This window comes from Clostridioides sp. ZZV14-6345 (assembly GCF_020657775.1).
GTDB classification, from domain to species: domain Bacteria; phylum Bacillota; class Clostridia; order Peptostreptococcales; family Peptostreptococcaceae; genus Clostridioides; species Clostridioides difficile_D.
The window spans coordinates 1-13,573 of sequence record NZ_JAGWCX010000021.1 but is presented as its reverse complement, the minus strand read 5'-3'; the positions used below and the strand labels follow the sequence as shown (position 1 = coordinate 13,573).

Annotated in this window: 10 protein-coding genes; 1 reads left to right on the top strand and 9 read right to left on the bottom strand. The window is 27.3% G+C overall.

Features of this window, described 5'->3' with window-relative positions:
* Nucleotides 1-7: 7 nt before the first annotated feature.
* The 3 genes from KGF39_RS07535 to KGF39_RS07525 all read right to left on the bottom strand — a co-directional run bounded on the left by KGF39_RS07535 (nucleotide 8) and on the right by KGF39_RS07525 (nucleotide 2,851).
* Nucleotides 8-949 (bottom strand): transketolase C-terminal domain-containing protein, encoded by a 942-nt coding sequence (locus KGF39_RS07535; RefSeq protein WP_227821810.1) that lies wholly within the window; start codon nucleotides 947-949, stop codon nucleotides 8-10.
* On the bottom strand, nucleotides 950-1,771 hold the full coding sequence (locus KGF39_RS07530; RefSeq protein WP_227821809.1) for a transketolase: 822 nt from the start codon (nucleotides 1,769-1,771) through the stop codon (nucleotides 950-952).
* A 558-nt stretch (nucleotides 1,772-2,329) separates the two neighbouring features.
* Entirely contained in the window at nucleotides 2,330-2,851 is a 522-nt protein-coding gene (locus KGF39_RS07525; RefSeq protein ID WP_227821808.1) for a CD3072 family TudS-related putative desulfidase, read from the bottom strand.
* A 166-nt stretch (nucleotides 2,852-3,017) separates the two neighbouring features.
* Here KGF39_RS07525 and KGF39_RS07520 point away from each other — a divergent pair, with 166 nt between their 5' ends.
* On the top strand, nucleotides 3,018-3,584 hold the full coding sequence (locus KGF39_RS07520; RefSeq protein ID WP_227821807.1) for a CD3073 family putative ECF transporter S component: 567 nt from the start codon (nucleotides 3,018-3,020) through the stop codon (nucleotides 3,582-3,584).
* Nucleotides 3,585-3,817: 233 nt separating this feature from the next.
* Here the strand turns inward: KGF39_RS07520 and KGF39_RS07515 are convergent, their stop codons facing one another.
* The 6 genes from KGF39_RS07515 to KGF39_RS07490 all read right to left on the bottom strand — a co-directional run bounded on the left by KGF39_RS07515 (nucleotide 3,818) and on the right by KGF39_RS07490 (nucleotide 13,140).
* Nucleotides 3,818-5,881, bottom strand: a complete 2,064-nt coding sequence (locus tag KGF39_RS07515) for a DUF262 domain-containing protein (RefSeq protein ID WP_227821806.1) — start codon at nucleotides 5,879-5,881, stop codon at nucleotides 3,818-3,820.
* Between the two features lie 380 nt (nucleotides 5,882-6,261).
* The gene (locus KGF39_RS07510; RefSeq protein ID WP_227821805.1) at nucleotides 6,262-9,597 is read right to left on the bottom strand and encodes a DEAD/DEAH box helicase family protein; all 3,336 of its coding nucleotides are present in this window, start codon (nucleotides 9,595-9,597) and stop codon (nucleotides 6,262-6,264) included.
* 48 nt (nucleotides 9,598-9,645) lie between these two features.
* Nucleotides 9,646-10,074: a hypothetical protein gene (locus tag KGF39_RS07505; protein ID WP_227821804.1), complete on the bottom strand. Its 429-nt coding sequence runs from the start codon at nucleotides 10,072-10,074 to the stop codon at nucleotides 9,646-9,648.
* A complete protein-coding gene (locus KGF39_RS07500) occupies nucleotides 10,064-10,444 on the bottom strand; it encodes a nucleotidyltransferase domain-containing protein (RefSeq protein WP_054274997.1) in 381 nt (126 codons plus the stop codon). The genes KGF39_RS07505 and KGF39_RS07500 overlap by 11 nt, the downstream gene beginning before the upstream one ends.
* 47 nt (nucleotides 10,445-10,491) lie before the next feature.
* Nucleotides 10,492-11,673, bottom strand: coding sequence for a restriction endonuclease subunit S (locus tag KGF39_RS07495; protein WP_227821803.1), 1,182 nt, complete (start codon nucleotides 11,671-11,673; stop codon nucleotides 10,492-10,494).
* Nucleotides 11,674-11,676: 3 nt separating this feature from the next.
* On the bottom strand, nucleotides 11,677-13,140 hold the full coding sequence (locus KGF39_RS07490) for a class I SAM-dependent DNA methyltransferase (protein ID WP_227821802.1): 1,464 nt from the start codon (nucleotides 13,138-13,140) through the stop codon (nucleotides 11,677-11,679).
* Between the last annotated feature and the right edge of the window lie 433 nt (nucleotides 13,141-13,573).

The following is a 13,573-nucleotide window of genomic DNA, read 5'->3' as shown; positions in this document are numbered from 1 at the left end:
TACCTCTTTAATTTTCACTAGATAGCATTTCCTTAGCTATTTTCACTATATTTTCGCTATTTAGTCCATAATAATTAAATACTTCTTTACTATTACCTGCTATAGGAGATTCATCTGCTATTCCTAACACTTGCATCTTAATAGGGATATTTTGGACTACGACCTCTGATACTGCTGCTCCCAATCCACCATATATACTGTGTTCTTCTATTGTTATAATTCCCTTCGTTTCTTTAGAAGATTTTATTATAGCTTCTTTATCTAAAGGCTTAATTGTATGCATATTTATTACTCTACATTCAATACCATGTTTTTCAAGTTCTATAGATGCATCTAGTGCAATTCTTACTGTTTCACCAGTTGCTATCACTGTTATATCATTTCCACTATGTAATTCATTAGCTCTACCTATTTTAAAATCAAAATCTTCATTTTCATATACATCTTCAACAGGATTTCTTCCTATTCTTATATAAGCTGGAATATCACTTTTAGACAATTCTTGTATCATCTTCTTAGTTTCGTGTCGGTCAGCCGGAAGCAGTACTTGTATATCTGGTATTGCTCTAGTTACTGCTATATCTTGAAGAGAATGATGAGTCATTCCTAGAGCCCCATAGCTTACACCTCCACTTATTCCTATAAGTTTGACATTATTTTTAGAATAAGCCACATCTATTTTTATTTGCTCTATACTTCTCATTGATAAAAAACATGCTGGAGAAGCTACATAGGTTTTTTTCCCACAAGATGCTAATCCCGATGCAATACCAACTAAATTTTGCTCTGCTATTCCAACTTCAACAAACTGTTCTGGATATAACTCAGCAAACTCTGACATGGAAGCAGAACCTCTAGAATCACTAGTTAAAACCATTATATCTTTATCATATTTTGCTATATCCACTAAAGTATCACAAATTACTTTACGGTTTGCTATCTTATTCATCTATTTCCCCTCCTTTAAATCTTTAACTGCTTTTATGTATTGCTCCTCTGTTAGCACTCCATGATGCCATTTTATGTTATTTTCCATAAAAGATATTCCTTTACCCTTTATGGTATTAGCTATTATCATTGTTGGATTATTTTTTTTCAATGGTATCTTATCAAAGACTTCAACCAATTCTGTTATATTATTTCCATCTACCTGAATTACTTCCCAGCCAAAGCTCTGCCACTTTTCGTGAAGATTTTCAAGTGTCATAACTTCTTCTGTAGTTCCTGATATTTGCAATTTATTTCTATCTATAATTGCTACTAGGTTATCTAACTTATAATGACTAGCTGCCATAGCTCCTTCCCATACAGACCCTTCAGCTAATTCACCATCTCCCATAAGGGTAAAAATTCTGTAACTTTTCTTATCACGCTTTCCTGCTATGGCCATACCTACAGCTAATGAAAGACCATGTCCTAGAGAACCTGTATTAACCTCTACTCCTGCATTTTTATTGTTTGGATGACCTATAAGTGTTGAATTAAATTGGCTATATCTTTTTAACTTATCTCTACTAAAAAAGCCTTTATCAGCTAATATACAGTATAGAGCTTCTGCTATATGGCCTTTACTTAATATGAATCTATCTCTATTTAAGTCTTTTGCGTTTTCAGGACTTATATTCATTACATGGTAATAAAGAGTTGTTAAGATATCAGTACTAGACATTGCACCTCCTATATGACCTGCTTTTGCATTATATACAACATCTAATATTTCTTTTCTTATTTGATTTGATTTTTCTTCTAAGCTTTTAATCTGTTTGTTCATAGTCTCCCTCCATATAAATCTTCTTTTTATATTTAGTAAATATTTAGTTATATTTTTATATTATCACTTATTTTTAAATTAGTAAATATTTATTATTATTTATGATAATTATTTAGTTCTTATTTATTTACATCACTAAATATTTAGTCAATAGAAAGTAAATTAAAATTATATCGGATATCTAAAGTTATAAATAAAACCTATAATTTATAAACAGAAAAAGTGAGTGTCTCAAAATGAACTTTTTAGTTCATAAGGCACTCTTTTTCGTATGAAATAAAATGTATTTTCATCATTTCAGCAACAAAAAAGAGGCTTATCTCTCTATTTTGAGACAACCTCTTTTTCACGAATTCTAATGTTGCTCTTATTCTATCATCATTAGATTTATAGTTACAATTTTTACAACAAAATATAGGATTTTTCTTATATCATTTACAAAACTATTTTCTCTTAAACCTATAAACTTAATTATACATTTTGCAGATTTATTTCCATATTCTTAAAGTTTTTTCTTAGGATTTTATAATGTACTCTTTTTGATAAATATTTATACATTTACTTATTTTCTCTAATCTCATCAAATCCAACTATAGGTATCTCTAAATTATACTCTTTAAGTAGCTTTTCTAACTCTTCTATAAAAATACCTCTCCCATCTACCATTTGTACATCATTTATTTTATTCATCAATTCATTACAACCACTCAATTCACCAAGCCAACTTTTAGAACTACATGTCTTATTATAACCACAACTTGGGCTACCATCTATTGCAATGATACTTTTTATATCATAATTATTTTTTAAATATTCATCAAATTGCCTCACATAAGGTATTAACATTTGCCTACATTGTTCTCTAAAAAACAAATTGTCAAACTGTTCTTTTACATGCCCCCACCTATTTATTCCATACATAATTATTTCTGGACATGGTAGTTGAATTATTCCATATCCTTTATTTATTAAATCTATTGCTATATTTTGTGCTCCTTTAAATTCTGACAGCCCCTCTACTTTAGAGTTACAGTTTAATATACAATGACATACTACTACAATCTCTCTATTTCTCTTCATAATAATCTCCTTAGTTATTCTTAATTTTAATGATACTACATATTTTGATAATTATATTATTTATTTGTTCTATATTTATAATATTCTATATAGAAATATACAATTAGTAATCTTTTATAATCTATACTATGATAAATGTATACATTTTTTTTAGGAGGTATTATAATTGAATACTAAGAAAATCACATTTTCTTCAATGTGTATAGTTATTAACATTGTCTTAGGTATGGTTATATCTATGATAAATATACCATTATTATTTTTAGATACAGTTGGTACTGTGCTTGGGGCTGTTGTATTAGGTCCTTTTTGGGGTGCTCTTATTGGTGGATGTACAAACTTAGTTTTAGGTGTTATATCAGTTCCTACAAACATACCTTTTGCCCTTGTAAATATTGTTCTTGGTCTTATTGTTGGATATATTTCTAAGAAAAAAGGTTTTGGTTATAAAGAAGCTATTATTACAGGAGTAATTTTATCTATTGTTTGTCCTTTAATTGGTACTCCTATTTCAGTTTTATTGTTTGGTGGTTTAAGCGGAAGTGGTGCTGATTTATTGGTCGGTTTTTTAGTTCAGTCTGGTCAGAAGATATTTACTGCTGCATTCTTTCCAAGAATTCTTAGTAATATAGTGGACAAGCCTTTATCTTGCATTATGGTGGTATATTTTATAAGTAAAATGCCTAAAGGTTTTATAAGCCAATATAGTAAAAATACGTCTAATTCATACTAATAAGTCATTTATCATGTAGAGTTTATTAATCTTTTTAAAATGTTATATACTCATCTTTATATAACGTTTTTATATAACATTTTTATTAATAATTTAATTATATAGTATTTGCAATATTTTAACTAAATGCAACCTCTTGATATAAATTTGATATATAAGTCTATATCAAGAGGTTCTATTTTATTTTTTAATATAATTAAGATTCTATTCCAACACAAAATGTGTAAATTTCATTATTTTATTGAAAATATTACTTCATTTAACTCTATATCAAACTCATTAAGTAAAAATCTCATTATATTTAATTTAGCTTCTGTATTTAAATGTGTTTCTAAATATATATTCTCTGAAATTCTAACTCCTCTCCTTAATTTAGATATATCTTTAGATTTATTATTATCTATAAAATCTCTTTTATAAGCTTTTTCTATAATACTATTAAACCTTACAGGATCCAAATCATATAAAGTAAGAGCAACTTGTTCATAAAATTCTGTCCAATTTTTAACTTTATATGATTCTCCTAATATACTAAATGATACTATACTCTCATTTGTAAAATTAACATCATCATCTTCTAATGTAAATATATTTTCACTGTTACTTGGAGGTTCATATGTAACATTTGGATATTTCCAAATTTCTACAGCTCTATCTAATAATATCTTAGTTCTATTTTTTATTTCTTCTTCATTCCACTTATCTATAAATGAAATATACTTGTTTAGATAAAGCCTACTATCTTTAAATCCACTTTCCATCTCTTTCTTTTCTTCAAATGTTTTATTGCTTAATTTTGAATTATATCCTGTCAAAGTTAAATTTCCAATTGTATGTAAATATTTATCATATATCTCTTTATAATTCTCTCCTAGCAATTCTTTCCATTTATTTGTTAATGTTTGTGGCATTATATGCTCAATATTTAATGTGTTATTATTAATTAAATTTTCTAAATCAACAATTTCTTTGTTATTATAGTTCTCTAACCTCTCAAGTATATATAACTTATTTTTTGACTTAGTATTATATATATCCTTAGTTTCAAAAGCATTTGAAAATTCACTATCAGTAGGAAATCTTTGAGAAGATTTCTTATTTATAAAAATATACTTTAGTATGTTAGAGTAGTTTTCTTTATAATCACTAAATTTTTTAATTTCCCTCCCTAAGTTCATGAATACTTTATTAAGTGCATTTGGAGGTACATCACATACTATTCTTCTTAATATAAAACATTCCACTAAAGTAAGAGATTCTACAAGTGCTTTTTTATTTATTATACCTTCATTATAATCATCAAATAATTCTAATATAAACGGATATGATACAAATATTTCGAGTTTATTTATCCTTTTTAGAACTTTATTTACATCATTATCATCAGTGCATGAATAAGATATATCTCTATAATAATTAGAAAATTTAAGTAAATCTTTTAATAAAATTTCTATATCTATATCATTATCTAATACATACCTTTTAAAGCTAAAATATACTTTATTTTTATTTGGTATATTTCTCTCTTTTATAGTCAAGTAGTCTCTTATAAAATTACTTACATTATTACTTGTATTTTTTTCGATTTTATACCAATAATTATTATAAAATTCCTCTTGTAATTTAGAATTTTTACCCATTAACACAAAGTTTCTTACTCTATCAGCTTCACTTAAATCTAAGCCAGTTGAATTTAGACTTTCAAAGATTAATTGAGGGTCATCTTCACCATTTTTTAATTCTATTTCTACTATAGTTAATTTCTGTATCGCATCAAACAAATCATCTATTGATATATTATCTTCTTTTATTCTATTATAAAAATATAAATAATTTGAAACTATATTAGAATTTCTATCTGTATTTATTTCTTCTTCAAATAGTTCATAGTACGCTTTTCTATCTTCTGCTATTGGTTTTAACTTTATTTTTCCATCTTTATCTCTTGAGTGCTTGTTTATAAGATAACACTCCTTAATCTGTTCTTCTGTTGTAATAATTCCTTTTGATTCCCCAAACTCTTTTATTATTTGACACATGGCAATCAATAGTATTGACACAGTAGTTACTCTTTGTTGTCCATCTATTATTAAATATTCTTTTCCCATACTATATATAGATACAACTGACCCTAAGAAATGAGTTCTAAATCCAGAATCTATTATATCCTCTAAATCATCAAACAATCTTTTGCATTGCTCTTTCTTCCAGTTATAATTTCTTTGATATACAGGTACTACAAAACTTTTGTTTGACCCCTCTAAATAACTAAGAAATTCAATTTCTCCTGCTTTCATATTAACTCCCCCTATAAGTTAAATAAATTCCATTCATAATTCCATGTATCTATATATTATATCAAAATTTTCACTCATAAATGCATATGAAAACCTTATTATATACCTTTTTATACCTATTTTTATTTTATTAAAGTAAATACATGATTATTCTATAAAATATGCAAATACTTAATCTTAAAAATTATTATTTAATCTTCTTCATGAGTAATTCATAGTTATTTATCAATTAAAAAGAGATATTGCATAATTATTCAATACCTCTCTTTGTATATCTACATTATCCATATTTAGTTATCTATTTCAACCCAATATTAGACTACTTATCAATAAATTTATTCTCTACATCATTAATAATAATTTTACACTAAATAACATTATTAACCTATCTCTGATGCATTTTCTTTAATTTCATTTATAGTTTTAATCAATTTATTTCTCTCCTCAATATGATTTTCAAATAAATCAATTATACTTCCAACAGTTCTAAATGGATCTTCCATCAACACTTTGTTATCCTCTATAAATCCATTCTTAACTACATAATCGACTATAAGTTTAACAAAATGTATTTGCTTAGTATTAAAACTCTTATTATTTAAAAACTCTGAAAAAGCTTCATTTGCAGCTTCTCTATCCAATCCCACTAGTTTTCTCACTAATTGACTTACTGGAGTATCTCCAAACTCCTTCTTATAATCATCACAATTACCTAACTGCTTTAAGAGTATTTCCTCCAACGTTTCAACATCTTGCTTTGTTATCTTTTTATTATTTCTTAATTTAAATATTGCTAATTCATCTTTATGACTATTTAAATAATACTCTACCTTCTTTTTATAATTCTTAAGATTGTTTGCATTATATACAGAATCATTTCTATCTTCTGCTACAATCATATCTTCAAAACTTGTATAATATATCTTTTGACTAGACTTTTCAAGATACTTAATAAGCTCTCTTAATGATATACGTACTTCTTCTACCTCAAATATATCTGAATCTTCCCAAAAATCCTCTGTCATTGCTTTTTCAATAGTATATTTTTGTTGCTGTATCTGTGGTATAGTCCCAAGTTTTGAAAGTCTTTCTGCTGTAGTCATTACATGTCTTATACCTTTACTTGCATTATTATTTTGTAAGTATGCAAGTTGTATATTATACATAACTACATCAAATCTTTTAGCCAATTCATCATCACTATATGAAGTTATGAGTGGTGATATATATTCTCTTATCTCATTTTGTGCTACTGCTCCAATATTACTCCAAATATTTTCATTTTTATACTTATGTACATAACTTAAATTCATCCTAACTATATAACTATCCTCATTTAAAGCTTTTACAGAAGTTATAAGTTCTTCTAACAATTCTTTTCTAAGTTCTGCATACTCACCTTCTATATATTTAATATCTTGAAGTTCTTTAACCATACTTACCTTTATATTAAATAATTTTTCAGTAAGTGTTTCTGTTTTATTTCCCTCAAATCCTTTAGGATTAAATTTAAAAAATTCAAAATTATTACAAAAATCAAATATTAAGAATCTTTCCTTATCCATATCAACACCTAATAAATCTGGACATAATCTAGTTCCTCTACCTATCATTTGCCAAAACTTAGTCTTACTTCTCACTTTCTTGAAAAAAACAAGATTTAGGATTTCAGGTATGTCAATTCCTGTATCGAGCATGTCCACTGAAACTGCTATTTGAGGTAATTTATTCTTATCAGAAAAATCATCTATTATAGAATCTACATAATTTATACTATAGTCAACTGCTTTTACAAAGTTCCCACCATACTTTGGATACAGTTTATTAAATCTTTCAACTATTGCCCTAGCATGCTTTGTATTCTTTGCAAAAATTATAGTCTTACCAATCTTTTCTTCTCCTTCTATTTTCAACCCCTCTGTCATTAGCTTATTTAAAACTAAATCTATTGTGTCAGAATTAAATAGCCACTCATTTACTGCATTATTCCCTATTTCGTCTCCAATACTCTCATCATCATTAAATGTATTTTCATATTCTTCCTTCTCTTCATCAGAAAGCTCATCATACTTAATTCCATCTTCCATAATCTTAGTCTTAAACTCAATACTAGTATAATCTACTAAATATCCATCCTCTACTGCCTTATTATACTCATAAGCATATGTAGGTACTCCATTTTCCATGTCAAAAACTGAATAAGTATTTTTATCTATCTCATCCTTTGGTGTAGCAGTAAGACCCATTAAGTAAGAATCAAAATAATCAAAGATTGACTTATACTTTTTATAAATACTTCTATGCGATTCATCTATTATAATTAAATCAAAATGACCAGGTGTAAACAATCTCTTTCCATCCTTAGACTTCGTATCGTCAATTGCATTCATCATTGTTGGATATGTAGAAAATATCATCCTAGCATCTTCTGGGCTGTCTTTGCTATCCAATAAATTACATAAAGTCAAGTTAGGTAATAGCTTAGTAAAACTTTTTTTAGCTTGCTTTACCAATGCTTTTCTATCTGCTAGAAATAATATATTTTTAATCCAATTATGTCTTGAAAGTACATCAACTATAGATATAGCAATTCTTGTTTTTCCTGTACCAGTAGCACATACCAAAAGAGTTTTGCGTTGCTTATTTTCAAAAGCCTCACATACAGCTCTAATAGCTTCTTTTTGATAATATCTATTGGATATTTCATCATTTATTGTTACAGAACTTAAAGACTTCTTACTCTTTCTTCTATCTATCATAAGTTGTAATTCTGATTTTTTATAAAACCCATAAACTTTTCTATCTGAATAGTCATCCCAAATATAGGTATCAAAACCATTAGTTAAAAATATTATTGGTCTTTGACTATATTTCTTTTCCAGACAGTCTGCATATAGTTTAGCTTGTTGCTGACCAATTTTCGGGTCTTTACTCGTTCTTTTCGCCTCAACTACTGCTAATGGCCTGCCATTTTCACCATAAAGAACATAATCTACATATCCTACACCACTTTCATTAGGCATACCTTGGACTTCTATTTCTTCCCCTATGTCTTTTCCAAATTCCCAACCTGCAAGCTTTAATTCTATATTTATATATCTTTTTCTTGTCTCAAATTCGTTTACTTCGTCTATCTTGAAATCATAGTTTACAGTATTAATTTTTCTCTTTTCAGTTAATGACTTTCTTAATTCCTCATTTTCTTTTATTACTTCTTCAAGCTTTTTATCTTTTGAACTTAATCTCTCATAAAGATTTTTAAGCTCGTCCGGTCTTGTCCTTTTCTCTTCCCCATGAAGTAATAAATCTTCATTAAACTCTTCTGCTGTATATTCATCTGAATAACAATAGTCTATCCAACTAACAAACTGATGCAAATTGTTAAGTGAAAGTATTGCTTCTCCTCTTTCTATATTCGCACTAGTATGTACAGACACATTACCTAACTTAACTATATATTTTAATAAAGGTAACATATCATAGTCTATAAGTTCTATAAAACTATTGTTATGAATCAACGTACTAAGATTATCTTGATAAGGCAATACTAAATCGCTATCATTAGCATATAGCCATTTTACTGCAAGCTCTAAAGCTCTTCTTGTTATAGTTGCACAGGTAGATGGGCTAACTAATATACTTTTTTCTGCTTCTAAGCAAGCAGTATTAAAGCTATTGAAATTTTTCTTATTTTGTAAAAAGTCAAAATTACCCAAGACTTTTCTCCCCCTTTGTCTCTTAGTTAAAATAAATCTCCCTCAAAACTATTTCTTACAACTGTTTCTTACACTAACAAATACTTCTTCATTTTCTGTAAACAATTCGTACATATCTTCAAACTGTGGTATATCATATCCATGAGAATCATCATTTCTCAATTTTCTAAGTGTTTCTATAACTATAGAAGAATTTTTAGGTAATAAATTGTGATATTCACAAGCTAAGAGGTAGTCATAGAAATTTTTAGATTTTATGTTTAAATCTATTGATTTATAATACAACATTGCTTTTGTTAGTTCTAGAAATGAGACCATATAGCTTTTAAAACCTTCTTTTATATATCTAGTCCATAACTCAGGCATTTCTTCCTTATCATATAAGATTTTGAAGTTTTGCAGGTCATACAAGCAAGAACCAAAATCCCTATTTACTTCTTCTATTGAGTTCCAAGATAATTTATTTCTAATTACCATACATATCCCTCCAATCTAAGATATCTATTACATCACTGTTTTCAAAATAGAATTTATTTATATAATCCTTAAAGTCTTTAGATTCATAAATAACATCACCTTCTAAAATAGCTTTTTTAAGTGCTATTGTATAATTATCTGTAACAATTTTTAGGTCCACATCGATGTCTAATATATTTCTTAGAGCCTCTGTCTTAGTTGCAAGTTCTGTAATTGGTACTTTTTTGATAGGAATCCAAGCTATGTCTATATCGCTTTTTGATGTATGCTTATCTGTGCCATAACTACCAAATATTATGATTGCTAGAGTATTTTCTTTTGGAAATATATTTATTATTGAGTTTTTAATCTCATCTTGTATATTTCTCATTTAATCACCTCTTTTTTATTAGGTAATATTGCTTAGTTAAATAATTCTCATTTGAAAGCTTTTTGCATTAATGAATTAAAGTTATCTTCTAACTCTTTTAAGTTGGTTTCTATTTTTAATTTTAATTTATCCACTTGCTTAACAAACTCAGAAAACTGATTTTGAAATTCAATTGGAGGAACCATTATTAAATACTCACCTAACTTACTAACTGATAACTCAATTTGATTCGTTGAACCATTAACACATTTTCTATATATTGTGTCTTGTACATTTGTAAATTCAAATAACGCTGCAAAATAATCTGAATTTAAGTTATTTGAAATACTTCTTAAAACTGTAACATGACTATCTGCTATATATTCAGAATTATCAATTTTGTTAAGTTTTACACATCTTCCTAATGTCCCAGTTCCAGTAGAATTTATTAATATATCATTTTGTTTCAAAAATATATATTCTATTTTCTCTTTTAAGTTTTCATCATAATATTTACAATTTTCTACCTTTAAATTTCTCCAGTATATACATTTTTGATTTATAACTTTTATATTTGATTGCTCTACATATTTAGGAGATACACCTCTTTTTAAATATATAGAAATCTCTTTAATCTTCTTCATATCAAATTTTTTTGTATTAATAATTGGGTCACCAAACATCTCAATAAATCTTGATTTAACTAAATCATCCAATGCTTCTATTTGCTCTTTTCTTTTGCCTATTAACTCTTGAGCTTTATCTAAAACTTTCGATATATTCTTTTGAGTTTCTATTCCAGGTAAATCTACTTTCAAACATTTTAAATCATTAACTGAAAAACTTGCTTGATTAACTGATTTTTTTACTATTCTTGGTAATTGTCTTCTAAATTCATTACTATTAAAAAAATAATTTAAATACTTTGGATAACAAACTTCTTTATCTGGTCGTAAACATAAAAGATTCATTCCATGTATAATTTTTTTATTTATATTTTCATATATTGCACTTTTCCCTAAATGTTTTTCACTATTAATATGTGACATTAGTATATCTCCATTTTTCAATAAATAGTCTTCTAATTTGCCTAATTCTTCTATGTCAGCATATCCCATTTTATTGGTATCAATATAAGAATTTGCTATAGTTTCTATTCTTGTAATTGGATATCCCAATTTTGTATCAAATTGTTTAATACTAGCCCCATTTCTAATAAAGTCAAAAACTTCATTCAATCTATACTCCATAACCTATACCCCTAACATTCTTTCTAATGCTTCTAATCCATCCACTATTTCCTTCTCTAACTCCTTAACCCTACCTATAATAACACTAGGAGCATCATAAACTACTTCCTCATATACTACCTCTTTATACTTATTAATAGATAAATCATACCCATTCTCTCTTATCTCTTCCACATCAACAAAAAAACTTTGCTCTGTTCTTTTTCTATCTACTTCCCCATCAAGATTATCAAATCTTTCAATAATATCATCTATATCACTATCTTTTATCTCATTTCTCTTATCATCCAAAGAATAACCATCAGCTTTCATATCATAGAACCATACCTTATCAGTTCCACCTGTCCCTGTTTTAGTAAATATCATTATAGCTGTAGACACTCCTGCATACGGCTTAAACACACCACTTGGCATTGATATTATAGCTTCCAATTTATTATTATCAACTATTTCTTTTCTTATCGACTTATGTCCACCTGTTGAACCAAACAATACCCCATCTGGAACTATACATGCACATCTTCCACCAATTTTTAAAACTCTTAAAAAAAGTGCCAAGAATAATAACTCTGTTTTCTTTGTCTTAGTCACTTTTAATAAGTCTGCTGACACTGCTTCATAATCTAAACTTCCCTTAAACGGAGGATTTGCTAACACCAATGTAAACTTATCTTTATCTGTATTAACCTCCGATAAAGAATCCTTATACTCTATATTAGGATTGTCAACGCCATGCAACATCATATTCATAGCACCTATTCTAAGCATAGTTCTATCCATATCAAATCCATAGAACATACCATTATTAAAATGCTCCTTCAGCCCTTGCACTAAGAAAAGACTTGAATGATTATCCCTTAAGTACTGTTGTGATGATACTAAAAAACCTGCTGAACCTGCTGCTGGGTCTACTATAATATCTTCTGGTGTTGGTTTAATAAGTCTTACTATCATATCTATTATGTGTCTTGGAGTCCTAAATTGACCATTAGTACCTGCTGTAGCCACTTTGGATAATAAATACTCATACAAATCTCCCTTTGTATCTCTATCTTTACTTAATTCTAAATTACTAATACCATCAACTATTTTAGATAACATAAGAGGTGTAGGAATTTTAAATATTGCATCTCCCATGTACTTTGCATAAGCTGAGTCTTTATTTCCATGTAATTTTTTTATGAAAGGAAACACTTCATTTTGTACTATTTCATACATTTTTTCTGAGTTTCCTTCATTAGAAAACTTACTCCATCTTAAATGTTGATGTTCATCATCAAATATCCTTTCAAAAGAAACACCCAAAAGAGTTGCTCCTGCTTCATTTTTTGTTTCTACTTCATCCAATCCTTTAATAAATAAAAGATATGTAAATTGTTCTATAACTTCTAATGGATTAGTTAATCCACCAGTCCAAAATGTCTCCCAAATCTTGTCTACTTTACTCCTTAATTCTCCTGTAATCATATATGACTTTCCCTCCAGTGTTCATAAAATAATTTAAATATATATTTTAGTCGTACGTCTTAATAATTAGTGTCTTATATTAAATCCAAATTTTTACTACACAGTTATTAAATTATTTTTCCTATTTACATATTTTAGCTAAAAAACTAATGCAATACTCTTATTTTATAATTATTATATATCCCATACAAAATTATTTTATCATATATCTATCATAGAAGTCATCTACTTGGATAACTCTTACCATATTATAACTTTTTAATATTAATTTAAATATAGAAAGAAATTTTTTATTTAATTATATCATCTTCCTTATTTCAGATTTCTCAATTACAATCTTAATCAAAAAATAAAATAAGATGCTGTATCAAAATAGAGATAATCCTCTTTTTCATTGTCTAAATGATGAAAATATATTTGATTTCATACAAAA

Coding starts and splice junctions, on each gene's coding strand:
- KGF39_RS07535 (WP_227821810.1), bottom strand. CDS start 949: ATGAATAAGATAGCAAACCGTAAAGTAATTTGTGATACTTTAGTGGAT.
- KGF39_RS07530 (WP_227821809.1), bottom strand. CDS start 1,771: ATGAACAAACAGATTAAAAGCTTAGAAGAAAAATCAAATCAAATAAGA.
- KGF39_RS07525 (WP_227821808.1), bottom strand. CDS start 2,851: ATGAAGAGAAATAGAGAGATTGTAGTAGTATGTCATTGTATATTAAAC.
- KGF39_RS07515 (WP_227821806.1), bottom strand. CDS start 5,881: ATGAAAGCAGGAGAAATTGAATTTCTTAGTTATTTAGAGGGGTCAAAC.
- KGF39_RS07505 (WP_227821804.1), bottom strand. CDS start 10,074: ATGGTAATTAGAAATAAATTATCTTGGAACTCAATAGAAGAAGTAAAT.
- KGF39_RS07500 (WP_054274997.1), bottom strand. CDS start 10,444: ATGAGAAATATACAAGATGAGATTAAAAACTCAATAATAAATATATTT.
- KGF39_RS07495 (WP_227821803.1), bottom strand. CDS start 11,673: ATGGAGTATAGATTGAATGAAGTTTTTGACTTTATTAGAAATGGGGCT.
- KGF39_RS07490 (WP_227821802.1), bottom strand. CDS start 13,140: ATGATTACAGGAGAATTAAGGAGTAAAGTAGACAAGATTTGGGAGACA.